Consider the following 22,686-nt stretch of genomic DNA (forward strand, 5'->3'; position numbering starts at 1 on the left):
GGCACCGTCAGGAACGGTACCGGGCGTCGCGCAGCGTGCTGCTGGGTCAGCTGCCCAGCTCGGTCTCGGAGGCGGCGGCGGACGCAGCGGACTGCGACGCGGCCAGGTCCGCCGCGGCGGCGTCGGCGGCGACGTCCTCGGCGGAGGCGTGCGGGACGCTGATCGCGATGACGGTGAGGTCGGGGTCGCTGAGCAGGGTGGCACCCTCGGGCAGCGTGATCTCGCCCGCGGTGATCGTCGAGCCACCGGTGAGGCCCTCGATCGAGACCTGGACCTCGGACGGGATGTGCGTGGCCTCGACCTCGAGCGACAGCGCCTGCGTCTCGAAGACGTGGATCGTGCCGGGGTAGGACTCGCCGACCACGGCGACCTGGACGTCGACGGTGACCTTCTCACCGCGCGTGACGATGAGCAGGTCGACGTGCTCGATGGTGTTCTTCACGACGTCGCGCTGGACGTCCTTGGTGATCGCCAGCGTGGTCGTGCCGTCGAGCTCGATGGAGAACAGGGCGTTGGCCTGCTTGACCGCGAGCATCGTGGCGTGGCCCGGAAGGGCGACGTGCAGCGGGTCGGAGCCGTGCCCGTACAGGACGGCGGGGATCTGGTCGGCGCGGCGCAGGCGGCGCGCGGCACCCTTGCCGAACTCGGAACGGGTGGTGGCGACGAGCTTGACCTCGGACACGTGTACTCCCCAGTGCTGACGTCGGCGCAGTGTCGCCGACGTGACGGTGTGATGGCGTGGCGTGCGCGGCAGGAGCCGGCGACGCGGATCAGACAGGTGTGGTGGCCTCGACGCGGGACGCAGGACGGGCACGCGGAGGCGCTCGCCCAGTCGATCACGGAGCGCAGGTGGTCGTGGAACTTCGTCGACCGTCCTTCGTCCCTCGCCGAGGCAACCTGGAGAGCCTACCCGAGCGAGCGCGTGGATCCCAACCCGCGGGTCAGGGGGACGAGGTGTCCTCAGCCCACGCCCACCGCACGGTCACGTCCGCGGACACGGTCTGCTGGCCGGCCTCGACCGGTACGGACATGGCCTTGGCGACGCCCATCGTGCGACCCATCCGCAGCGGGGCGGCGTCGGCGCCACCCTCGGTCACCCACTGGACCTCGCCCAGCCGGCGGCCGGACAGCGTGGCCCAGTGCGTGGCGCGCGCGACGGCGTCCGCCCAGGCTGCCTCGCGCGCCAGGACCCGCGGCTGCGTGGGATCGCTGACCTCGAGCCGGATGCCGTCCATCCGCGCCGGCTCCCCGCCGGCCACGACCGCGGCACCGACCACGTCGCCCGCCACCGCGACGTCGTGCAGCCGGACCTGGAGGCCCAGCCGCGCCACCACCCGCGACGACCCGCGCGCGGACCCGTCGGTCCAGGTGCTCGACTGGGTGGTTCGCAGGAACCGGTCCTCGACGCCGGCCTCACGCAGCACGGCACGCATCCGGTCCAGGCAGTCGCCGGCCTCGGCCAGCGCCCGCTCCGCGTCCACCGCCCGCGCCTCGGCCCCGAGGTCCGCGATGGCCACGTCCGGCACGGCCTCGGCCTCGCCGAAGCCCGTGACGGTCACGCCGCCGCGCGGGCCTCGACGGCCGGCGTGCTCGTCGTCGCGCCCGGTCATCGGTCAGGCCTGGCCGTCGAAGAGCGACGTCACCGAGCCGTCGTCGAACACCTCGCGGATCGCCCGGGCGATGAGCGGCGCGATGGACAGCACGGTCAGCTGCGGGAACCGGCGGTCCTCGGCGATGGGCAGCGTGTCCGTGATGACGACCTCGCGGGCGCCGCAGTTCTGCAGCCGGTCGACCGCCGGGTCGGACAGCACACCGTGCGTGGCCGCGACGATGACGTCCTTGGCCCCGGCCTCCATGATCACGCGGACGGCGCCGGCGATCGTGCCGGCGGTGTCGATGAGGTCGTCGACGAGCACGCAGCTGCGGCCCTCCACGTCACCGACGACGCGGTTGGCGACCGTCTTGTTGGGGCTGCGGATGTCCCGCGTCTTGTGCACGAACGCCAGCGGCCCGCCGCCCAGCTTCGCGGCCCACTGCTCGGCCACGCGGATGCGGCCGGCGTCGGGCGAGACGACCGTGACGTTGGAGGTGTCGACGCGGCTACGCACGTACTCCGTGAGGATCGGCATGGCCCACAGGTGGTCCACCGGGCCGTCGAAGAAGCCCTGGATCTGCGCGGCGTGCAGGTCGACGCTCATCAGCCGGTCGGCACCCGCCGTCTTGAACAGGTCCGCCATCAGCCGCGCGGAGATCGGCTCGCGCCCGCGGTGCTTCTTGTCCTGGCGGGCGTAACCGTAGAACGGTGCGACGACCGTGATCGTCTTGGCGGACGCGCGCTTGAGGGCGTCGACCATGAGCAGCTGCTCCATGATCCACGTGTTGATCGGCGACGAGTGCGACTGGAGCACGAAGGTGTCGGCGCCGCGCACGGACTCCCCGAACCGGGTGTAGATCTCCCCGTTGGCGAACTCGTACGTCGTGGTCGGCAGCAGGTCGATGCCGAGGTGGGCCGCGACGCTCGTGGCCAGGTCGGGGTGTGCCCGACCCGTCAGGAGCACGAGACGCTTCTCGCCGTCCGAGGAGATGATCCCGGTCATCGTGCGGAGTCCTTCGGGTTCGAGCCGGTGGAGTCCGGCAGTGCAGGCGGCGGGGTCGGGGGTGCGTCGGCGGCTGCTGCGGTGGCGCGTCCGCGCTCAGCGCGGGCCTGCGGGGAGAGCTCGGTGTCGTCGCCGCCCGGCCGACGGACCACGGCCTCGGCGGCGGGCGTCCCGGCACGGGCGCGCGCGACCCAGCCCTCGATGTTGCGCTGGGCGCCGGCGCTGACGCCGAGGGCGCCCGAGGGCACGTCACGCCGGATCACGCTGCCGGCTCCGGTGTAGGCACCGTCCCCGACGGTGACCGGGGCCACGAACATGTTGTCCGCACCGGTGCGCGCGTACGAGCCGATGGTGGTGCGGTGCTTGTTGACGCCGTCGTAGTTGACGGTCACCGACGCCGCACCGATGTTCGTGTGCTCGCCGATCGTCGCGTCACCGACATAAGAGAGGTGCGGGATCTTGGAGCCGGTGCCGATCTGCGCGTTCTTGGTCTCGACGAACGTGCCGATCTTGCCCTGGTCCCCGAGCACCGTCCCCGGCCGCAGGTAGGCGAACGGTCCGACGCTCGCGCCGGCGCCGATGACGGCCAGGTTCCCGTGCGTGCGCACGACGCTGGCCCCCGCACCGACCTCGACGTCCGTCAGCGTGGTGTCGGGGCCGACGGTCGCGCCCTCCCGGACCACGGTCGCTCCGAGCAGCTGCGTGCCGGGCAGGATCGTCACGTCCCGTTCCAGCTCGACGTCGACGTCGACCCACGTGGTGGCCGGGTCGACGACCGTGACGCCCTCGCGCATCCAGTCCTCGAGGATGCGGCGGTTCATCTCGGCCCGCAGCACCGCCAGCTGGACACGGTCGTTGACACCCTCCACCAGCACCGGGTCGTCGGTCCGCAGCGCGCGCACGTGGCCGCCGTCGGTCCGCGCGATCGCCAGCACGTCGGTGAGGTACATCTCGCCCTGCGCGTTGTCTCGGCCCAGGCGGCCGAGCGCGCCGCGCAGCACGTCGGCGTCGAACACGTAGATGGAGGAGTTGATCTCGGTGATCGCGCGCTGCGCGTCGTCGGCGTCCTTCTCCTCGACGATGCCGAGCACGTCGCCCGTGCCGGGCTCGCGCAGGATGCGGCCGTAGCCGGTGGGCTCCGCCACCTCGGTGGTGAGCACGGTGACCGCGTTGCCGTCCGCGTGGTGGGCGGCGAGCAGCTCGTGCAGCGTGGCGGCGTCGAGCAGCGGGACGTCGCCCGCGATGACGACGACCGCACCCGCGACCTGCGCGTGCGTGGCCGAGCCGGCGGTCGTGTCGTTCGCGGCGTCGGCCTGGGCTGCGGCGTCGAGCGCCCTCATGGCCGCCTGGACCGCGCGGCCGGTGCCGGGGATCGCGTCCTGGTCCGCCAGCAGCGCCTGCGGGTCGATCTCGGTCACGTGCGCGGCGACCTGCTCGCGCTCGTGCCGGACGACCACCAGGACGCGGCCTGGCTCCAGGGCGCGGGCGGTGGCCAGCGCGTGGCCGAGCATGCTGCGACCGGCCAGGGTGTGCAGGACCTTGGGAGTCGCCGAGCGCATCCGGGTTCCTTCACCTGCGGCGAGGACGACGACGGCGGCCGGGCGGGGGAACGTCACCAGCGGGTGCTCCTCGCGGATCTGCCCGGGTCTCGGGCGGTGGATCTCGTGCGCACGGTGCACTCTACCCGGGCACGGAGGTCGCTCCCGACGGACCATGGTCCTCCGGCGCCTCCGCCGGGGCCGGGGTGATCCGGGGCCGCACGGGCGGCGGAATCCGTCTCTGGCGGACGATCAGCACACCGGTGACCGCGGCGCCGATCGCCGCCACGACGATCACGCCGGTGCGCACTCCGACCTCGGTGGCACCCGCCAGGAGGTCGACGACCTGGGACACCACCGCGAAGAGAAGAACACCGAGAAGAAGGTACAGAGCACGCGTCGAACGAGTCGTCGCCATGCCACGCACCGTACCGCGTGGCTCCGCCCCCAGGATTCGAACCTGGACTGCACGGCTCCAAAGGCCGGCGTGCTGCCATTACACCAGGGCGGACCGACGCCCTCATGCGTCGTGGCCGCCAAGTCTGCCAGGCGGGGCGGACCGGTCACGGCATGATGGGCGCGTGGCCAACGACAGCAAGCGCGCAACCCGCTCCCGCATGACGGGGACGCAGCGGCGGGCGCAGCTGCTCGACGTGTCGCGTCGCCTGTTCGCCGAGAAGGGCTTCGACGGCACCAGCGTCGAGGAGATCGCCGCGCGCGCCGAGGTGTCCAAGCCCGTGGTGTACGAGCACTTCGGCGGCAAGGAGGGCGTGTACGCCGTCGTGGTCGACCGCGAGATCCAGGCGCTCACCAGCGCGCTGACCGGCGCGCTCGAGGAGGGCGGCCACCCCAAGGCGCTGGTGGAGCGGACCGCCCTGGCGCTGCTCGGCTACATCGAGGCGTCCGAGGACGGGTTCCGGATCCTGGTGCGTGACTCGCCCGTCGCGCAGGCGACCGGCACGTTCTCGAGCCTGATCGGGGACGTCGCCACGCAGGTGGAGCACCTGCTGGCGGACCAGTTCAAGAAGCAGGGGCAGGACCCGAAGACGGCGCCGATCTACGCGCAGATGCTGGTCGGGATGGTGGCGCTCACCGGGCAGTGGTGGCTCGACGCCCGCAGCCCCAGCAAGAACGTGGTCGCGGCGCACCTGGTGAACCTCGCGTGGAACGGTCTGTCGGCGCTCGACCGCCGGCCCACGCTCACCCGCACGGTCTGAGGGGATCTCTGTTGACGTCGAGTAATCTCACGTCATGGTGACACGCACCTCCCCGGACGCCCCGGGGGCCCGCGACGAGGTCGATCGCATCGTCCTCGCCTGGGAGCGCGAGCGCCCCGACCTGGACGTCCGACCCCTCACCGTGCTCTCCCGCGTGAGCCGGTTGGCCCGCCACCTCGACCTGGCCCGCCGCTCCGCGTTCGCGCGGCACGACCTGGAGACGTGGGAGTTCGACGTCCTCTCCGCGCTGCGGCGGGCGGGGGCCCCGTACCGGCTCTCCCCCGGAGCGCTCCTCACCCAGACGCTCGTCACCAGCGGGACGATGACCAACCGGATCGACCGGCTCGCGGAGCACGGCCTCGTGCAGCGGCTGCCCGCCCCGGACGACCGCCGCGGGGTCCTGGTGCAGCTCACCCCGGCGGGCCTCGAGCGCGTGGACGCCGCGTTCTCCGACCTGCTGGACGTCGAGCGCGGGCTGCTGGGCGACCTGGACGAGGCCGACCGCGACCGGCTGGCCGACCTGCTGCGCGAGGTGACCGCGCCCTTCGACGCGTCGTGAGGGCATGACGGCGGCACGGTCCGCCGCCCGTGGACTCCTGCTCGCCGCCGTCCTGCTCTACGCCCTCAACCTGCGGGCCCCGATCACTGCCCTGGCGCCGGTCGTCGACGACGTCCGCCGCGATCTCGGCCTGAGCGCCGCCGGCGTCGGGGTGCTGACCGGCGTCCCCGTCCTGTGCTTCGCCCTGGCCACACCGGTCATGGCCGTGCTGCTCGGGCGCCTGGGCACCGGGCGGGTCGTCGCGGCGTCGCTGGTGACCGTGCTGGCGGGGACGCTGCTGCGCTCCGCCGACGGGTTCGGCACCGCGCTCGTCGGCACCGTCCTGATCGGCGTCGCCATCACCGCGGGCAACGTCGCCGTCCCCGTGGTGATCGGTCGCGACTTCCCCGGGCACGTGCCCCGGGTGACCGGCCTGTACACCGCGGCCCTGAACGGCGGCAGCGTGCTGACCACCACCCTGACGGCGCCGCTGGCCGACGTGGTCGGCTGGCGGTGGGCGCTGGCGTCCTGGGGGCTGCTGGCCGTCGTCGCCCTCGTGGTGTGGCAGCGGGCGTACCCGTTCGGCCGGCCCGAGCCGGTCGTGGTCGTGGCCACCACCGGAGCGCCCGACGTGTGGCGGCGGCCCGTCACATGGTTCCTGGCGGTCGCCTTCGCCGGGCAGGCGTTCGGCTACTACGCCGTGAGCGCGTGGCTGCCGTCGCTCCTGCACGACACGCTCGGGCTCGAGCGCGCCGCGTCCGGGGGCGCCGCGGCACTGTTCCAGCTGTTCGGCATGGTCGGCGGGATCGCGGTGCCGGTCGCGCTCGGTCGGCGCGCACCCGTCGCCGCCGTGTCCGCGGCGATCACCCTCGGGTGGGTGGCGCTGCCGGTGGGCCTGCTGCTCGCACCCTCGTGGTGGCCCGTGTGGTGCACGTTCGCGGGGGTCGCGCAGGGCGGCAACTTCGCGGTGATCTTCACCGTCATCGCAGGCAACGCCGGGTCGCAGGCGGCCGCGCGCCGGATGTCCGCGACCGTGCAGAGCGTCGGCTACGGCTGCGCCGCCCTGGGCCCCAGCCTGCTGGGCGCGGTGCACGCGGCCAGCGGCGGGTGGACGGCCCCGCTGCTCGTCGTCCTGGCCGCGCTGCTGGCGATGGGAACCGCGTCGGGGCTCGCGCTGCGCAGCGTGCGCCGAGAGTCCTAGCCGACGATCTCCGCGGCCTCCAGCCAGGCGACCTCGAGCTCGTCCTTCTCGGCGGCGAGGGCCCGGAGCTCCTCGTCGAGCACCGCCACCGCCTGGTGGTCCGTCGCCTGGTCGGACATCCGCTGGTGCAGGACGGCCTCCTGGTCGGCGATGCGCGACAGCCGCCGCTCGATCCGGGCGATCTCCTTGCGGGCGGTGCGCAGGTCCGCGGTCGAGACCGCGGCGGGCGCCTGCGTGCTCACGGGCCGGGCGTCCAGCGGCGACGAGACAGTCGACGACGCGGCACGGCGCAGGTCCAGGTACTGCTCGACGCCGCCGGGCAGCTGGCGCAGCAGTCCGTCGCCCAGCAGGGCCATCTGCGTGTCGCACACGCGCTCGAGCAGGTACCGGTCGTGCGAGACGACGATCAGGGTGCCCGGCCAGCCGTCCAGCAGGTCCTCGAGCGCGGCCAGCGTGTCGGTGTCCAGGTCGTTGGTCGGCTCGTCGAGGAGCAGCACGTTGGGCTCGCCGACGAGCAGCCGGAGCAGCTGGAGCCGGCGTCGCTCACCACCGGACAGGTCCCGCACGGGGGTCCGGGAGCGGTCGCGGTCGAACCCGAGCCGCTCGACCAGCTGCGCCGCCGTGAGCTCCTTGCCGCCGACGACGACCGACCGCTTCTCGCTCTCGATCACCTCGATGACGCGCAGCCCGGCCAGCTCGTCGAGGTCCTCGACGTCCTGCGTGAGCTCCGCCACCTGGACCGTCTTGCCGCGCTTCACCCGGCCGGTCGTCGGCTGCTGGCGACCGGACAGCAGGCGCAGCAGGGAGGTCTTGCCCGCGCCGTTGACGCCGACCAGCCCGACCCGGTCGCCCGGGCCGAGCCGCCACGTGATGTCGTGCAGCAGCACGCGGTCGCCGTAGACCACCGACGCGTCCTCGATGTCGAGCACGTCCTTGCCCAGCCGGGCCGTCGCCATCCGGGTCAGGCTCAGCTGGTCGCGCGGCGGCGGCTCGTTCTCGATCAGCGCGTTGGCGGCGTCGATCCGGAACTTGGGCTTCGACGTGCGCGCAGGCGCCCCGCGGCGCAGCCAGGCCAGCTCCTTGCGCAGCAGGTTCTGCCGCTTCTCCTCGGTGGTCGACGCGGTCCGCGCCCGCTCGGCACGCGCCAGCACGTACGCCGCGTAGCCGCCCTCGTACTGGTCGACCCCGCCGTCGTGCACCTCCCACGTGCGGGTGCACACCGCGTCGAGGAACCAGCGGTCGTGGGTGACCACCACGAGTGCGCCGTTGGTCCGCGTGTAGCGGTCGACCAGGTGCGCGGCCAGCCACGCGACGCCCTCGACGTCGAGGTGGTTGGTGGGCTCGTCCAGCACCAGCACCTCGTCGTCGCGGACCAGCAGGGCGGCCAGGGCGACGCGGCGGCGCTGCCCCCCGGACAGGGTGGCGACGTCGGCGTCCAGCGCGACGTCGGCCAGCAGGCCGGTGTGCACGGAGCGGATGCGGGAGTCGGTGGCCCACTCGTGCTCGTCGGCGGACCCGTGCACGACGTCGAGGACGGTGCTCCCCGCCAGCAGGTCGTCGCGCTGGTCCAGGATGGCCACCCGCACGCCGCCCGCGCGGGTGACGCGGCCGTCGTCGGGCTCCTGGAGCCCGGACAGGACGCGCAGCAGGGTGGACTTGCCGGCGCCGTTGGGGCCGACGACGCCGATGCGCTGCCCGTCGTCGAGCCCGAGGGAGACGCCGTCGAGCAGGGTGCGCGTGCCCAGCGCGAGCGTGACGCGATCCGCGCCGAGAAGGTGAGCCATTTCCTGTGAAGGCTACCCGTACACCCGCACAGGTCCTCCACTCAGACGGCCCGCACCGCTGCTGACCTGCGCACTAGCGTCCGGAGGATGACGCAGCACGCGCGGGCCGACCGGCGGACCTGGCCTCGGGCGATCGGCCTGGGGGTCGTCGCCGTCCTGGTGTTCGGGGCCGCCGGCGCGGCCGCGGTCTACCTCGAGCTCCAGTCGAACATCGGCGAGGTCGACCTCGCCGGCCTGGTGGGCGACGAGAGCGCGCGGCCCGAGGTGACGCAGCCGCCGCCCGGGGACGCGCGGGCCGGTTCGCCCGTGAACCTGCTGATCGTCGGGTCGGACGATCGCAGCGGCGAGAACGCCACGCTCGGCGGCGAGGAGGAGGGCATGCAGTCGGACACGACGATCGTCGCGCACGTGGCCGCGGACCGGTCCCGCGTCGAGCTGGTGTCCATCCCCCGGGACCTGCTGACCGACCGGCCGTCGTGCTTGATGACGGACGGCAGCACGACACCGGCACGCGAGGCCCGGCAGTTCAACGAGGCGTTCCGGATCGGCTGGGACCACGGCCACGACGTCGCGTCCGCCTCGGCGTGCACGTGGAAGACGGTCGAGAGCCTCACGGGGGTGCGCCTGGACGGTCTGGTGCTCGTGGACTTCGTCGGTCTGCGCGACATGGTCGAGGCGATCGGCGGCGTCCCCATGTGCCTGGCGACGGACCTCGACGACCCCGAGTACACCGGCCTGCACGTCAAGGCCGGTGCGCAGGTGTTCGACGGCGCCACAGCCGTGCAGTTCGCCCGCGCCCGGCACAACATCGGCGACGGGTCCGACACCGGCCGGATGAAGCGTCAGCAGGACCTGATGGCCGCCATGGTCCGCTCGGTGCTGAGTCGCGAGGTGCTGACCAGCCCCACCGCCCTGTTCCAGTTCGCGCAGGCCGCGACCAGCTCGCTGACCGCGAGCTCGGGGTTCCGGGACCTCACCGACCTGACCGGGTTCGGGCTCTCGCTGCGCGGCCTGCAGGCGGACCGGATCGTGTTCGCCTCGATGCCTACCGTCGCCTCGACGAGGCAGCGCTACCGGGTCGAGGCCACCGCGGACTCCGCGGAGCTGTGGGCCCGGATCGCCGCCGACCAGCCCGTGGGCGAGGCACCAGCCCCGCCGGCCGCGCCGACCGACCCGGCCGCCCCGCCGCCGCCTGCGGAGACCCCGTGGTCCCCGCCCGGCGGCGTGCTCACCTCGGCCGACGACTCGTCCGCCTGCGCCTGACCTGGGCCGTCAGCGCGCGAGGTACTCCGCGAGCATGTCGAAGATGCCCTGGAAGCCGGCCTCGCGCTGGCTGCCGTCCTCCTGGCCGTCCAGGAACACCCCCTGCTCGGTGTACGTGAGCCGGGTGCCGCCCTCGACGGCCGTGAGCTCGGTCGTCGTCAGGGACGTGGAGAGGTGCGTGCCGCCCACCCACATGTCGTAGGTGGACACGATCCGCTCGCGCTCCACGATGTCGGTGTACGTGGCGACGTACCGACTCGTGGGGCCGTCGTGCCACTGCCCGTCCTGCACGGCCTGGCCGCCCACGCGGAAGTCGTCGGAGGCCTCGGACTCGGTGAACCCGGGGTCGCTGCCGAACCACTGGGCGTGCTGCTCCGGCACGGCGAACGCGTCCCAGACCCGGTCGAGGGGCGCGTCGAACGTGCGGTCGACGACGAAGGTCGCGTGGGCGACCGAGCTCGTGGCGGTGGTGTCGGTGGTCTCGGTGGACATGGTCAGGCTCCTGTCGTCGGGGTGTCGGTGGTGAGGAAGTCGCCGAGCCGGTCCAGCCGGCGCTCTGCCGGGAGTCGTTGGCGGCCCATCCACTCCCCCGCGCCGGTGAGGGCGTCGGGGGCGAGCTGGACCGTGCGGACGCGGCCGATCTTGTGCGAGGTGACGATGCCGGCGTCCTCGAGCACCGCGAGGTGCTGGTGCACTGCCGGGAGCGACATCGCGAACGGGGCGGCGAGCCCGCTGACCGAGACCGGGCCGCGCACCAGTCGTTCGACCATCGCGCGGCGGGTCGCGTCGGACAGGGCCTTGAAGACCTTGTCCAGCTCGCCATTGTTAAGCATGTGCTTAAGTATTGCTCCTGGCCGACGATTGTCAAGAGAGAGAGGAGTCAGTCGGTCGTGCTGACGACGCGCGCACCGGCGACCGGGCCGGAGGCCGTGAGCACGCGGTCCGCGACCCCGGAGGCCGTGAACGCGGCCGCGAGGACGAGGGCGTGCTGACGGCTGCGTCCCAGGGCGGCGACCGTAGGCCCCGAGCCGGACACCACCACCCCGAGCGCCCCGGCGTCCTGCGCGACCGCGAGCGGCTCGGCAAGCCCCGGGTCGAGCTCGAGCGCCGCCATCTGGAGGTCGTTGTGCAGTGCGGCGCCGAGCGCGCGCGGGTCCCCGGCGCGCAGGGCCTGCATCAGGGGGACGTCGTCCTCCGGGTCGGGCGGGACGGCCCCACCGTGCAGGTCGTCGTACGCGGCGTACACCGCGGCGGTGGACAGCCCGCGGTCCTGGACGGCGAACGCCCAGTGGAACTCCCCCCGGCTGAGCGCGGCCGTCAGCAGGTGGCCGCGGCCCGAGCCGACCGCGGTGTGGCCGGCGAGCGAGAACGGCACGTCCGACCCCAGCTGCGCGGCGAGCTCGAGCAGGTCGTCGCGGCTGAGCCCGGTGCGCCACAGGGCGTCGCACGCCACCAGGGTCGCGGCCGCGTCGGCCGAGCCGCCCGCCATCCCCCCGGCCACCGGCACGCCCTTGGTCAGGTGCAGGTGCACGCCGTCGTCGACGCCCGCGTGCTCGGCGAGCAGGTCGGCCGCGCGCAGGGCGAGGTTGGTGCCGTCCGTGGGCACCAGCTCGGCCTGCGGGCCGCTCACGCTGAGCGTGCGGTGCTCCGACGAGGTGGCGACGACCTCCTCGAACACCGACACGGCCTGGAAGATCGTCGACACGGCGTGGTACCCGTCGTCCTCGCGCGGACCGACCCGCAGCGAGAGGTTGACCTTGCCGGGCGCGCGGACCTTGACCTCGTGCTCGGGCAGCGGGGCCACGGGGGTCAGCGTCACGGCTCCACTGTGCCAGGTCGGCCGCCGACGGGCTCGGGGTGCCCGAGGTGCTCGGCGATGCGCGCGAACCCCGCGATGTCCACCCGCTCGCCGCGCGCCTGCGGATCCACACCGGCCTCCTGGAGCGCCACGACCGCCGCCTCGGACGAGCCGGCCAGGGCGGACAGCGCGGACCGCAGCATCTTGCGGCGCTGCGCGAACGCGGCGTCGACCACGGCGAACACCGCCTCCCGGGACGCCTCGGTGACGGGCGGCTCGCGCCGGTCGAAGCGGACGAGCGCCGAGTCGACGTTGGGGGCGGGCCAGAAGACCGTGCGGCCCACCGTGGCGGTGCGGCGGGCCGACGCGTACCAGGCCGCCTTGGCGGACGGGATGCCGTAGGTCCGGCTGCCCGGCGGCGCGGCGAGGCGGTCGGCCACCTCGGCCTGCACCATGACGAGCACCCGCTCCAGCGAGCCGAACCGCTCGAGGAACGTGAGCAGGACGGGGACGGAGACGTTGTACGGCAGGTTGGCGACGAGGGCCACGGGCGGCGGTCCCGGCAGCTCGTGCAGGTCCAGGGCGTCCGACAGCACGATGGTCAGCCGGTCGCGGCCGTCCTCGTCGCGCAGCACCACCGGCTCGTCGTCGGCCCCCGCGTGGACCGTCAGCCCGGGGACGTGACGGGCGACCGTGCCCGGCAGCAGCCGCGCGAGCGTGGGGTCGATCTCCACCGCGACGACGTCGGCACCGGCCTCGAGCAGCCCCAGGGTCAGCGATCCCAGGCCGGGGCCGACCTCGACCACCCGGTCCCCCTCGGCGACGTCGGCCTGCCGGACGATCTTGCGCACCGTGCCGCCGTCGAGGACGAAGTTCTGGCCGAGAGCCTTGGTCGGGCGCACGCCCGCGCGCTCGGCGAGCTCGCGGATCTCCGCAGGCCCGAGCAGCGTGGTGGTGGTCGGCATGCGCACGAGCCTAGGCGAGCGGGGACGACGAACCCCCCGCCCGGAGTCCGGGCGGGGGTTCGAGGGTGCGTCAGGTGAAGAGGTTCTTCCCGCAGTGCGGCCACTGGCCGGCACCGGAGCGGTTGTAGAGCATCTTCGCGCGGGCGGTCTGCTCGTCGGCCGAGGCCTGCGAGGGCAGCCCGGCGCCGCCGACGGCCGCCCACGTGCTCACCGAGAACTGGTAGAGCCCGTGGTACTTGCCGGTGCTCGAGACGGCCGTGGGGTTGCCGCCCGACTCGCACCGGGCCAGCGCGGCCCAGTTGAGCGAGTCGGCGTCGCCCCCGGCGGTGACCGGGGTTCCGGTCGCCGCTGCGGCGGGCGCCTTGGCGACCACCGGGCGGGTCTTGGTGCCGACGCTGAGGACCTCGTCCACCGGGGCCTGGGTGACGGCGTCCGACAGGGTGACGCGGCCGGACTCGACCCCGTCCACCGTGGTGACGCGCTCCACGAGCGTGCGGACGCCGGGCACGCCGGCCGTCAGCGTGCGCTTCTGGTCGGTGTACCGCGCGGCGTCCTGCTGGGTGCTGGACGCGAAGGCGACCTCGGCCGTGGTGGTGACGTCCTGCACGGCGACCCGGTTGACGACCACCTGGACACGCCCGGTGTCGCTGTGGACCACCGAGACCCGGTCCAGCGGGTTCAGCGTGACGCCCAGCTCGCCGAGCACGTGCGCGACGCTCGCGTCGGCGTCGGGGACGGCGAGCGTGGTGCCGTCGACGACCACGTCCGCGGGACCGTGCAGCGCCAGGTCGAGCGAGAGCGAGGGGCGGCCGCCCGCAGCGGACCGGGAGGCGACGAGCGCCACGGCCTGACCGCGCGCGGACAGCGAGTCGAGGGCCTCGTCGGCGGACAGGGCGGTCGTCCACACGGACGTCTCCTGGCCGTCGATGGTGACCGCCACCTGGTGCGCGTGGCGCACGACGATCTCGGCGCCCTCGGGCAGCGTGCCCGTGCGGCTCACCTCGTCGCGGGCCCCGACGACCACGCCCTGGTCGTCCAGGAGCCCGTCGACCGAGCCGGCGAACGTGCTCAGCCGGGAGATCTCGCCGTCGACGTCGAGCGTCACGGACTTCTGCGCGTGCGCGAACGCGGCCGAGCCGCCGGCGAGGACGAGCGCCACCGCGGCGGCGGTGATCGGCAGGACGCGCGTCCGACCGGACCGCTGGTCCGTCGGGAGGAGCTCGTCCGGGGTGGTGTCGGGCTCGGACGTGGCGCGGGATCGCGCGGACAGACCAGGGATCAGGGTCGAGAACTGCACGGGGCTCCAGCCGTCGAGGTGCCCGGGCACGGGGTGCGGAGCGCGCCGCGTGAGCAGCAACCCGGCGGTGATCCTCACGTTCGAGGCTCTGCGGACACCCGGAGGGGGGCGTCTCCCGTCGGTCCCGGATCCCCGATCCGGCCGTCACGGCGGCCCGCCTGGAGCGGGCGCCGACCACTCGGCAGGAAGGACGGCCGCCACCGAGGGGGTTGCCGTCCAGATCACCGAGCGTGCACGACCGTAACCGGATCGTGACCGAAACGCCAGGCGCGCCTCCCGCCGAATGCGCTAGGAGCGTCGCTGATCCGGCCGTTCTCCCACGTCAGAGGGCGTGAGCACCGTCACAGGGGCAATTGCCCCGGACCCGTGCGGATCAGTACCAACCCTTGGCCTGGCTGTGCGCGTACGCCCCGCACGGGTCGCCATAACGGGCGCCGATGTAGTTCAGGCCCCAGGTGATCTGCGTGGCCGGGTTGGTCCGCCAGTCGTCGGCCACCGTCGCCATCTTGGTGCCCGGGAGGGCCTGCGGGATGCCGTAGGCGCCGGACGACTTGTTCTCGGCGTTCACCCGCCAGCCGCTCTCCTTGTTCCACAGCGCGAGCAGGCAGGCGAACTGGTCGTCGCCCCAGCCCCGGGCCGCCGCCATCTCCTTGCCGAGCGCCTGCGCGGTGCCCGGCTCGACGGCGACGACGGAGGGGTCCGGCAGCTCGGCGGTGCCGACCTTGGTGACCTGCGCGACGGGGGCGACGGTCACGACCGAGGCGATCGGCGTGCGTCCGACGACCACGCCGCCGACCACCTGGAGCTCGTAGGTGGTGGTGCGGACGCCGGCCTTGCCCTTGGTGGCGATCACCGTGTTGCCCTTGACCATCCCGGGGTCCTCGACCTCCTGGGACTCGAACGGCATCGCCTCGGTGACCGTCTCGCCGCTCGTGCTCGCGCGGGTGACCAGGACCACGAGGCCGTCGACGGCCGTGGCGTCCAGGGAGACCGACAGCTGGTCGCCGTCGTTGAGCACCAGGCCGATGTCGCGCAGCGAGTCGCGCACGGTGGCCGCGCTGCTCACGCCGTCGATGATCTGTCCGTCGACCACGAGGTGGAGGGTCTTGAGCGTCGAGACGCGCAGGGTGTCCCGGCCGAGGGACGCGGAGCGGGACGCCGAGAGGCGCACCTCGTCGCCGCGCAGCCCGAGACCGTCGACCGCCTCGCCGACGGTCAGCGCCGTCGTCCAGACCGAGCGGTGCGATCCGTCGACCTCGACCGCGAGCTCGCGCCCGTGCCGGACGACGATCTGGCCGGACCGCGCGATGGGCTGGTCCACGGCGGGGGCGACGAGGTCGCGGTCGCCGACCTCGATGTCCGCGCTGGCGAGCATGTCCCCGACGGTGCGCCCGAACGCCTCGACCTCGACCGAGGAGCCGTCGACGTCGACGGTGACGGTCTTGTGCAGGACGGCGAAGGCGCTGGTCGCGGCGGCGACGACGGCGAGCACGGCCGCCTGGGCCACCACACGCGCAGCACGTCGACCACGGAGTCCGCGACGCCCGGTCGCACGCTCCTGGTCCGGCCTCACGCGGTAGGTCCTCTCGACGTGCTGGAGGCGTCCGTCCTGGACGCAGGTCCGACCGTAACCGATCCGTGACCGACGCGGTAACCCGAGGTCCGCCCTCCGGGACCGGGATCACCCGACTGTCCGGCGACAGACCGGGTCATACCGCTCACCACGAGCCGTAGACCGCCTCGGACGTGGCCGCGAGCGCCGTGCACACGTCGTCCAGCGGTCGACCGGTGACCTCCGCGACCGTGCGGACCGTCCCGGGCAGCAGGTAGGGGGCGTTGGGGCGGCCGCGGAACGGGTGCACGGTCAGGTAGGGGGCGTCCGTCTCGACCAGCAGCAGGCTGGGCGGGACCTCGCGGAGCGCGTCGCGCAGGGCGTCGTTGGCGCCGAACGACACCGGGCCGGCGAACGAGAGGTACCACCCGTGCGCCACCGCCAGGCGGGCCAGCCCGGCGTCGCCGGAGAAGCAGTGGAAGACCGTGCGGTCGGGGGCACCGTCGGCCAGCAGCACCTCGACCACCTCGTCGTGCGCGTCGCGGTCGTGGATCTGCAGGGCCAGGCCCAGCTCCTTGGCCAGCGCGACGTGCGTGCGGAACGCCTCACGCTGGACCGCGCGGCCACGCGGCCCGGCGCGGAAGTGGTCGAGGCCGGTCTCCCCGATCGCGCGGATGCGGGGGTTGCCCCTGGCCGCTCGTTCCACGACGTCGATCGCGTCCGCGAGCCCCACCTCGTACGGCTCCTCGGGCTCGAGCCCGTCCGGCGCCGCCTCGACGACCCCCGCGTGCCGGACCGCCTCGTTCGGGTGGATGGCGACGGCGCCGAGCAGCTGGGGGTGGTCCTGGACGACACGGTCGGTCCACGCGATCGCCTCGACGTCGCACCCCACCTGCACCATCCGGGTCACCCCGACGGCCGCGGCGCGCTCCAGGTGCGCGGCGAGGTCCGCCGCCGGTCCGTCCGCCGCCCTGCCGTCGCCGTCGCGGTGCCAGCCGTCGGCCCGCCACGTCACCACCGAGTCGAGGTGGGTGTGGTTGTCGACGACCGCAACCGGCAGTGCCTCGGGCGGCGCGGGCCAGCCGCGCTCCCCCTTCGACCGCGCCATCAGGCCTGGCGCAACCGCTCGAGCTCCTCCTCGACGATCGAGTCGTCGAGCTTGGTGAACACCGGCACCGGCTTGGCGACGGCCGTCCCCGGCACGACGGGTGCCGACGCCCAGGGCGCGACCGTGCGGCCGAGCTCGTAGTCGCCCGTGATGATCGGGTAGTGGCGCGAGTCGTCGTCCAGGTCCGTGACCTCGTCGATGCGCGGCAGCGGCGAGAACGTCCCCGTGCGGCCGAACGTCTCGTGCACCGCCTGCGCCGAGTGCGGCAGGAACGGCGCCAGGAGGGTGTTCGCGTCGCTGATCGCCTGCGCGGCCGTGTGCAGCACCGTGCCCAGGCGGTCGCGGTCCTGGGTCAGCTTCCACGGCTCGGTCTCGGAGATGTACCGGTTGGCCTCCTGGACCACGCGCATCGCCTCGCTCACCGCGGCGCGGTTGCGGTGGGTGCCGAGGAGGTCGCCGACCTTGCCGAAGCCCGCCGACGTCGTCGCGAGCAGGCCCTGGTCCACGGGCTGGAGCTCCCCTGGAGCCGGGATCTCGCCGAAGTTCTTGTGGATCAGGCTCGCGGTCCGGTTGACCAGGTTGCCCCAGCCCGCCACGAGCTCGGAGTTGGTGCGCGTCTTGAAGTCCGCCCACGTGAAGTCCGAGTCCTGGTTCTCCGGCCCGGCCACCGACAGGAAGTACCGCAGCGCGTCCGGCTGGTACCGGGACAGGACGTCGCGCACGTAGATGACGACGCCGCGCGACGAGCTGAACTGCTTGCCCTCCATGGTGAGGAACTCGCTGGAGACCACCTCCGTGGGCAGGTTCAGCGTGCCGAACTGCCCCGGCGAGCCGCCCTTCGTCCCGCGACCGTCGTACGCCAGCAGCTCGGCCGGCCAGATCTGCGAGTGGAAGGTGATGTTGTCCTTGCCCATGAAGTAGTAGCTCAGGGCCTCGGGGTCGTTCCAGAACGGGCGCCACGCGTCCGGGTCGCCCTGGCGGCGCGCCCACTCGATCGACGCCGACAGGTACCCGATGACCGCGTCGAACCACACGTACAGGCGCTTGTTCGGGTTCTCCTCCCAGCCGGGCAGCGGCACCGGGATGCCCCAGTCGATGTCCCGGGACATGGCCCGCGGGCGCAGGTCGTCGATGAGGTTGAGCGAGAAGTTCAGGACGTTCGGGCGCCAGTCGGTGCGCGTCCGCAGCCACGCCTCGAGCGCGCTCGCGAACGCGGGCAGGTCCAGGAAGAAGTGGGTCGACTCGACGAACTTGGGCGTCTCGCCGTTGATGCGGCTGTGCGGGTTGATCAGGTCGATGGCGTCCAGCTGGTTGCCGCAGTTGTCGCACTGGTCGCCGCGCGCACCGTCGTACCCGCAGATCGGGCAGGTGCCCTCCACGTACCGGTCCGGCAGGGTGCGACCGGTGCTCGGCGAGATGGCGCCGAGGGTGGACTGCTCGATCATGTAGCCGTTCTTGTGCACCGTGCGGAACATCTCCTGCACGACCGCGTAGTGGTTGCGCGTCGTCGTCCGGGTGAACAGGTCGTACGACAGGCCCAGGTTGGTCAGGTCCTCGACGATCACCCGGTTGTACCGGTCCGCCAGCTCCTGCGGGCTCGCGCCCTCCTGCTCGGCCAGCACCAGGATCGGCGTCCCGTGCTCGTCGGTGCCGGAGACCATGAGCACCTCGTTGCCCGCCATCCGCATGTACCGGCTGAAGATGTCGGAGGGGACACCGAACCCGGCGACGTGACCGATGTGGCGGGGGCCGTTCGCGTAGGGCCACGCGACGGCCGAGAGGATGCGAGACATGCGCCCGATCCTAGGTGAGCAGGGCGACGGCTTTCAGTCGACGACCACGCGCAGGATGCGGTCGTCGCCCGGGCGCGGGTCGCCCCGGCCGTCGGTGTTCCCGGTGATCACCCACAGCGATCCGTCCGGCGCCGGCTCGACCGCCCGCAGCCGGCCGCGCTCCCCGTCGAGCAACGCGTGCGGGGTGCCGACGCCGTCGTCGGTCAGCGGGACCCGCCACAGCCGCTCGCCGCGCAGCCCGGCCAGGTAGACGGCGTCGGCGGTCACGGCCAGGCCGCTCGGTGACGCGTCGTCGGTCGCCCAGACGGCCACGGGCTCCACGAAGCCGTCGACAGCACCCGCGCCCTCGACCTCCGGCCACCCGTAGTTGCCGCCAGGCTCGATCAGGTTGAGCTCGTCCCACGTGTTCTGGCCGAACTCCGAGGCGAACATGCGTCCGTCGGGCGCCCAGCCGATCCCCTGCACGTTGCGGTGCCCGAGGCTCCAGACCGGTGAGTCCTCGTCCGGGTTGCCGGGAGCGGGGTCACCGTCGGAGGTGAGGCGCAGGATCTTGCCGTTCAGGCTGTCCGGGTCCTGCGCGGAGGGCGGGTCGCCGGCGTCGCCGGTCGTGACGTACAGGTACCCGTCGGGCCCGACGGCCAGCCGGCCGCCGTCGTGGTTGCCCGCCTTGGCGATGCCGGTGACGATCGGCCGCAGCTCGCCCAGGGTCGACCCGTCGAGCGTCCCACGTAGGACCCGGTTGTCGTCGGCCGCGGTCGCGTACAGGGCCAGGTCCACGGCGCCTCCCGACGACCCGAGCACCGCGACGCCCAGCAGCCCGCCCTCACCGCTCGGCACCACGACGTCGGCGAGCTCGTCGGCACCCGGTCCGGTGACGTCCGTCGCGGCCCCGTCGGGCCCGACCAGGACCAGCTGCGCGGCGTCCCGCAACGTGATGACGGCCTGGCCGTCCGGCAGGAACGCGATCCCCCAGGGGACGGCGAGGTCCCCGATGATGTCGTCGACCCCGCTGACCTGGCCCGTGGCCGGAGCCGAGGACGACGGGCTCGCGGCGGCGGTCCGGCTCGGCCCTGTCGTCGGGTCGGACGACTCCGCCGGGGACGTGCAGCCCGCGAGCGCCGAGACGGCCACTGCCAGCCCGACCCACGCCGTCCGTCGCACAGTCATGCCTCACCCGATCACGCGCGGGGCGGCCGCGCACTCGGGGGACCGCCCTGACCAGGCCGTAGGCGCCGTGTTCACCCGAACCCGCTCGGTCGAGGACTGCCGGAGTCACGTTCGGCCACCCGGGACACGACCTCGGTCAGCTGGGCGGCGCCGCCAGCCGAGGCGGCTTCGCCGCCAGCGCAGCCGCGTAGAGGTCCCGCTTCGGGACGCCGGCCGCCATGGCCACCTCGGCGACCGCGTCCTTCAGCCGCTCCCCGCCGTCCGCCCGCGAGAGCACCTCGGCCACCAGGTCGGCGGTCGACAGCTCGACGGCCTTCACCGCACCGCCGACCACGACGACGATCTCCCCCCGCACCTGGTCCGCGGACGCCCACGCGGCGAGCTCGGCGAGCGGTCCCCGCACGATCTCCTCGTACGTCTTGGTCAGCTCCCGGCAGACCGCGGCGGGCCGGTCCGCCCCGAAGGCGTCGGCCATCGCGGCCAGGGTGTCGTCCAGGCGGTGCGGCGCCTCGAAGAAGACCATCGTGCGGCGCTCGTCGGACAGCAGCTCGAGCGCCCGGGCGCGCTCGCCGGGCTTGCGCGGCGGGAAGCCCTCGAAGCAGAACCGGTCGGTCGGCAGGCCGGACAGCGCCAGGGCGGTCAGCACGGCGCTGGGTCCGGGCGCGGCGGTGACCGGCAGACCCGCGGCCACGGCGGCTCCCACCACCCGGAAGCCGGGGTCCGAGACGGCGGGCATGCCGGCGTCCGTCACGACGACCACCGTGCCCCCGCCGGCGACGACCGCGAGCACCTCCGCCGAGCGCTCGACCTCGTTGTGCTCGTGGAAGCTGAGCACCCGGCCCCCGATCTCGACACCCAGGCGCGCGGCGAGCGACCGCAGCCGGCGGGTGTCCTCCGCGGCGACCACGTCCGCCTCCGCGAGCAACCGCCGCAGGTGCGCCGACGCGTCCTCCGTGTTGCCGATCGGCGTCGCGGCCAGCACGAGGCGGCCGGGCGTGCGCGGGACCGTGGTCGGGGTGCTCACGCGGTCAGCCTGCCACCTCCCCGCGGGCCCACTCGCAGCACGGTGCTCTCCCGAAGCCCAGGCGCCGCCCCTACGATGACCGCGTGCCGCCCATCGGAGACGACGACGCCCCGACCCTGACCGCCCGTCAGGGAGACGCCGCTCCCCTCGACGGTCCCGACGACGTCGGGACGCCGCTGGACGACACGGCCACCGAGACCGTCACCGAGACCGTCCCGCCCGGGGAGCCCCGCGAGTTCGAGGGCCCCCAGGAGCCCACCCACCGCCAGCTGCTGCGGCGCCTGCTCGGCGACGACACCCTCGCGATGGACGCCACCCGGCGTGCCCGCCTGACGGGCTGGCTGTGGCCGCTGGCCGTCACGGTGCTCGCGGCGGTCCTGCGGTTCTGGGACCTGGGTCGGCCGCACACGCTGGTGTTCGACGAGACGTACTACGTCAAGGACGCGTTCTCCCTGCTGGTCAACGGCTTCGAGGCCACCTGGGGCGAGGAGCCCAACCCGGCGTTCGAGGCCGGCGACACCAGCGGCCTGACCAGCACCGGCTCCTACGTGGTGCACCCGCAGGTGGGCAAGTGGCTGATCGCGCTGGGCATCCAGGTCGGCGGCGGGGTCGGCAGCTCGGCCGCCTGGCGCCTGGCGGCGGCGGTCTGCGGGGTGCTGGCGGTCCTCATGGTGGCGCGCATCGGTCGGCGGCTGTTCGCCTCCACCGCGCTGGGCACCCTGGCGGGGCTGCTGATGGCGGTCGACGGCGAGGCGATCGTCATGTCGCGGATCAGCCTGCTCGACCCGTTCCTCATGTTCTTCGTCCTCGCCGCGTTCGGCGCGCTGCTGCTGGACCGCGACCAGGCCCGGCGACGCCTGGCGGACCGGGCGGCGCGGATGCTCGACGCGGGAGACGACCTCGGCCACGGCCCGCGGCTGGGCGTGCGCTGGTGGCGGCTGGCCGCGGCGGTGCTGCTCGGCCTCGCGCTCGGCACCAAGTGGTCGGCGATGTACTTCCTCGCGGTGTTCGGGCTGCTCAGCGTGGCGTGGGACCTCACCGCCCGCCGCACGATCGGCGTGCGGCACTGGTGGCGTGCCGGGATCCTCAAGGACGGCGTCGTCGCGGGGGTCTCGATGGTCGGCATCGCGGTCGTCGTCTACGTCGGGTCGTGGTGGTCGTGGTTCGCGCACTCCGAGGCCTACGGCCGGCTCTGGGCGGTGCAGAACCCCGAGCTCGGGGTCCAGTGGCTGCCGCCGGCGCTGCGCTCGTTCTGGAAGTACCACCAGGACATGTGGGCGTTCCACAACGGCCTGGAGACGCCGCACTCCTACGCCGCGCACCCGCTGGGCTGGATCGTCCAGTGGCGGCCGACGTCGTTCTTCTACCCGACCGAGGTGTCCGGGCTCACCGGCCAGGCGGCCCAGGACGCGTGCGGTGCGGCCAGCTGCTCGCAGGCGATCGTGGCGCTCGGCAACCCGGTGATCTGGTGGTGCGCCGCGGCGGCGGTCCTCGTCGCGGCGGTCTGGCTGTTCCGGTACCGCGACTGGCGGGCGGGCGCCGTGCTCTCCGGCATCGTCGCGGGCTGGCTGCCGTGGTTCGCCTACGCGCACCGCACGATCTTCACGTTCTACTCGATCGCGTTCACGCCCTGGGTGATCCTCACCCTGGTCTACGTCATGGGCCTGGTGGTCGGCCCGAAGGACCTGGACCCGCGCGGCCGGCGCTGGGCGATCGTCGGCTGCGGGGCGCTCGTGGCCCTGATCCTCGGGGTCAGCGCGTTCTTCTACCCGGTCTGGACAGGGTGGATCGTGCCCTACGACTTCTGGCACTCGCACATGTGGCTCCAGACCTGGGTGTAGCGC

21 protein-coding genes and 1 tRNA gene are annotated in these 22,686 nt (G+C 73.6%); 5 read left to right on the plus strand and 17 right to left on the minus strand.

What is annotated here, in order from left to right; genetic code table 11:
- Positions 1-46: 46 nt before the first annotated feature.
- The 6 genes from HP550_RS06385 to HP550_RS06410 all read right to left on the minus strand — a co-directional run bounded on the left by HP550_RS06385 (position 47) and on the right by HP550_RS06410 (position 4,646).
- A complete protein-coding gene (locus HP550_RS06385) occupies positions 47-682 on the minus strand; it encodes a 50S ribosomal protein L25/general stress protein Ctc (RefSeq protein ID WP_175346757.1) in 636 nt (211 codons plus the stop codon).
- A gap of 259 nt (positions 683-941) precedes the next feature.
- The gene (locus HP550_RS06390) at positions 942-1,610 is read right to left on the minus strand and encodes an SIMPL domain-containing protein (protein ID WP_175346758.1); all 669 of its coding nucleotides are present in this window, start codon (positions 1,608-1,610) and stop codon (positions 942-944) included.
- A gap of 3 nt (positions 1,611-1,613) precedes the next feature.
- A complete protein-coding gene (locus HP550_RS06395; protein WP_175346759.1) occupies positions 1,614-2,597 on the minus strand; it encodes a ribose-phosphate diphosphokinase in 984 nt (327 codons plus the stop codon).
- Positions 2,594-4,213, minus strand: a complete 1,620-nt coding sequence (gene glmU / locus HP550_RS06400; protein ID WP_175346760.1) for a bifunctional UDP-N-acetylglucosamine diphosphorylase/glucosamine-1-phosphate N-acetyltransferase GlmU — start codon at positions 4,211-4,213, stop codon at positions 2,594-2,596. Before glmU ends, HP550_RS06395 begins: the two co-directional genes overlap by 4 nt.
- A 64-nt stretch (positions 4,214-4,277) precedes the next feature.
- Positions 4,278-4,553 carry a hypothetical protein gene (locus HP550_RS06405; protein ID WP_175346761.1) on the minus strand — a complete coding sequence of 92 codons (276 nt, stop codon included), beginning with the start codon at positions 4,551-4,553 and terminating at the stop codon, positions 4,278-4,280.
- Positions 4,554-4,571: 18 nt separating this feature from the next.
- Positions 4,572-4,646 (minus strand) — tRNA-Gln (locus HP550_RS06410).
- A 106-nt stretch (positions 4,647-4,752) separates the two neighbouring features.
- Here HP550_RS06410 and HP550_RS06415 point away from each other — a divergent pair.
- The 3 genes from HP550_RS06415 to HP550_RS06425 are packed head-to-tail and all read left to right on the plus strand — an operon-like array spanning position 4,753 to position 7,091.
- Positions 4,753-5,352: a TetR/AcrR family transcriptional regulator gene (locus tag HP550_RS06415; RefSeq protein ID WP_175346856.1), complete on the plus strand. Its 600-nt coding sequence runs from the start codon at positions 4,753-4,755 to the stop codon at positions 5,350-5,352.
- Positions 5,353-5,386: 34 nt separating this feature from the next.
- Entirely contained in the window at positions 5,387-5,911 is a 525-nt protein-coding gene (locus HP550_RS06420) for a MarR family winged helix-turn-helix transcriptional regulator (protein ID WP_175346762.1), read from the plus strand.
- A 4-nt stretch (positions 5,912-5,915) separates the two neighbouring features.
- A complete protein-coding gene (locus tag HP550_RS06425) occupies positions 5,916-7,091 on the plus strand; it encodes an MFS transporter (protein ID WP_175346763.1) in 1,176 nt (391 codons plus the stop codon).
- On the opposite strand, the gene HP550_RS06430 is transcribed toward HP550_RS06425, so the two are convergent.
- Positions 7,088-8,875 carry an ABC-F family ATP-binding cassette domain-containing protein gene (locus tag HP550_RS06430; protein WP_175346764.1) on the minus strand — a complete coding sequence of 596 codons (1,788 nt, stop codon included), beginning with the start codon at positions 8,873-8,875 and terminating at the stop codon, positions 7,088-7,090. The genes HP550_RS06425 and HP550_RS06430 overlap by 4 nt on opposite strands.
- 87 nt (positions 8,876-8,962) lie before the next feature.
- Between HP550_RS06430 and HP550_RS06435 the strand changes: the two genes are divergently transcribed.
- Positions 8,963-10,138: an LCP family protein gene (locus HP550_RS06435; protein ID WP_175346765.1), complete on the plus strand. Its 1,176-nt coding sequence runs from the start codon at positions 8,963-8,965 to the stop codon at positions 10,136-10,138.
- A gap of 9 nt (positions 10,139-10,147) precedes the next feature.
- Here HP550_RS06435 and HP550_RS06440 read toward each other — a convergent pair whose 3' ends face one another.
- From HP550_RS06440 to rsmI, 10 genes are all read right to left on the minus strand, one after another.
- Complete coding sequence (locus HP550_RS06440) at positions 10,148-10,630, minus strand: SRPBCC domain-containing protein (RefSeq protein ID WP_175346766.1); 483 nt, start codon at positions 10,628-10,630, stop codon at positions 10,148-10,150.
- Between the two features lie 2 nt (positions 10,631-10,632).
- Complete coding sequence (locus HP550_RS06445) at positions 10,633-10,971, minus strand: ArsR/SmtB family transcription factor (RefSeq protein WP_175346767.1); 339 nt, start codon at positions 10,969-10,971, stop codon at positions 10,633-10,635.
- Between the two features lie 47 nt (positions 10,972-11,018).
- On the minus strand, positions 11,019-11,957 hold the full coding sequence (locus HP550_RS06450; protein ID WP_175346768.1) for a 4-(cytidine 5'-diphospho)-2-C-methyl-D-erythritol kinase: 939 nt from the start codon (positions 11,955-11,957) through the stop codon (positions 11,019-11,021).
- Positions 11,954-12,901: a 16S rRNA (adenine(1518)-N(6)/adenine(1519)-N(6))-dimethyltransferase RsmA gene (gene rsmA, locus HP550_RS06455; RefSeq protein WP_175346769.1), complete on the minus strand. Its 948-nt coding sequence runs from the start codon at positions 12,899-12,901 to the stop codon at positions 11,954-11,956. The genes HP550_RS06450 and rsmA overlap by 4 nt, the downstream gene beginning before the upstream one ends.
- A 70-nt stretch (positions 12,902-12,971) precedes the next feature.
- Positions 12,972-14,276 carry a resuscitation-promoting factor gene (locus HP550_RS06460; protein WP_343048013.1) on the minus strand — a complete coding sequence of 435 codons (1,305 nt, stop codon included), beginning with the start codon at positions 14,274-14,276 and terminating at the stop codon, positions 12,972-12,974.
- 295 nt (positions 14,277-14,571) lie between these two features.
- The gene (locus HP550_RS06465) at positions 14,572-15,708 is read right to left on the minus strand and encodes a resuscitation-promoting factor (protein ID WP_343048014.1); all 1,137 of its coding nucleotides are present in this window, start codon (positions 15,706-15,708) and stop codon (positions 14,572-14,574) included.
- A 208-nt stretch (positions 15,709-15,916) separates the two neighbouring features.
- A complete protein-coding gene (locus tag HP550_RS06470) occupies positions 15,917-16,858 on the minus strand; it encodes a TatD family hydrolase (protein ID WP_175346771.1) in 942 nt (313 codons plus the stop codon).
- Positions 16,858-18,651, minus strand: a complete 1,794-nt coding sequence (gene metG, locus HP550_RS06475; RefSeq protein WP_175346772.1) for a methionine--tRNA ligase — start codon at positions 18,649-18,651, stop codon at positions 16,858-16,860. Before metG ends, HP550_RS06470 begins: the two co-directional genes overlap by 1 nt.
- A gap of 33 nt (positions 18,652-18,684) precedes the next feature.
- Positions 18,685-19,818 (minus strand): PQQ-dependent sugar dehydrogenase, encoded by a 1,134-nt coding sequence (locus tag HP550_RS06480; RefSeq protein ID WP_175346773.1) that lies wholly within the window; start codon positions 19,816-19,818, stop codon positions 18,685-18,687.
- A 136-nt stretch (positions 19,819-19,954) separates the two neighbouring features.
- Entirely contained in the window at positions 19,955-20,842 is an 888-nt protein-coding gene (gene rsmI / locus HP550_RS06485) for a 16S rRNA (cytidine(1402)-2'-O)-methyltransferase (RefSeq protein WP_175346774.1), read from the minus strand.
- An 83-nt stretch (positions 20,843-20,925) separates the two neighbouring features.
- Between rsmI and HP550_RS06490 the strand changes: the two genes are divergently transcribed.
- The gene (locus HP550_RS06490; RefSeq protein ID WP_343048015.1) at positions 20,926-22,683 is read left to right on the plus strand and encodes a dolichyl-phosphate-mannose--protein mannosyltransferase; all 1,758 of its coding nucleotides are present in this window, start codon (positions 20,926-20,928) and stop codon (positions 22,681-22,683) included.
- Positions 22,684-22,686: the final 3 nt, after the last annotated feature.

It is taken from the genome of Cellulomonas humilata (assembly GCF_013359775.1).
Lineage (GTDB): Bacteria > Actinomycetota > Actinomycetes > Actinomycetales > Cellulomonadaceae > Cellulomonas > Cellulomonas humilata.

Excerpts from the sequence above, each read along its gene's own strand:
- metG (WP_175346772.1), bottom strand. The coding sequence starts at position 18,651 with ATGTCTCGCATCCTCTCGGCCGTCGCGTGGCCCTACGCGAACGGCCCC.
- HP550_RS06415 (WP_175346856.1), top strand. The coding sequence starts at position 4,753 with ATGACGGGGACGCAGCGGCGGGCGCAGCTGCTCGACGTGTCGCGTCGC.
- HP550_RS06420 (WP_175346762.1), top strand. The coding sequence starts at position 5,387 with ATGGTGACACGCACCTCCCCGGACGCCCCGGGGGCCCGCGACGAGGTC.
- HP550_RS06435 (WP_175346765.1), top strand. The coding sequence starts at position 8,963 with ATGACGCAGCACGCGCGGGCCGACCGGCGGACCTGGCCTCGGGCGATC.
- HP550_RS06480 (WP_175346773.1), bottom strand. The coding sequence starts at position 19,818 with ATGACTGTGCGACGGACGGCGTGGGTCGGGCTGGCAGTGGCCGTCTCG.
- HP550_RS06430 (WP_175346764.1), bottom strand. The coding sequence starts at position 8,875 with ATGGCTCACCTTCTCGGCGCGGATCGCGTCACGCTCGCGCTGGGCACG.
- HP550_RS06470 (WP_175346771.1), bottom strand. The coding sequence starts at position 16,858 with ATGGCGCGGTCGAAGGGGGAGCGCGGCTGGCCCGCGCCGCCCGAGGCA.
- HP550_RS06390 (WP_175346758.1), bottom strand. The coding sequence starts at position 1,610 with ATGACCGGGCGCGACGACGAGCACGCCGGCCGTCGAGGCCCGCGCGGC.
- HP550_RS06405 (WP_175346761.1), bottom strand. The coding sequence starts at position 4,553 with ATGGCGACGACTCGTTCGACGCGTGCTCTGTACCTTCTTCTCGGTGTT.
- HP550_RS06445 (WP_175346767.1), bottom strand. The coding sequence starts at position 10,971 with ATGCTTAACAATGGCGAGCTGGACAAGGTCTTCAAGGCCCTGTCCGAC.
- HP550_RS06440 (WP_175346766.1), bottom strand. The coding sequence starts at position 10,630 with ATGTCCACCGAGACCACCGACACCACCGCCACGAGCTCGGTCGCCCAC.
- HP550_RS06425 (WP_175346763.1), top strand. The coding sequence starts at position 5,916 with ATGACGGCGGCACGGTCCGCCGCCCGTGGACTCCTGCTCGCCGCCGTC.
- rsmA (WP_175346769.1), bottom strand. The coding sequence starts at position 12,901 with ATGCCGACCACCACCACGCTGCTCGGGCCTGCGGAGATCCGCGAGCTC.
- HP550_RS06395 (WP_175346759.1), bottom strand. The coding sequence starts at position 2,597 with ATGACCGGGATCATCTCCTCGGACGGCGAGAAGCGTCTCGTGCTCCTG.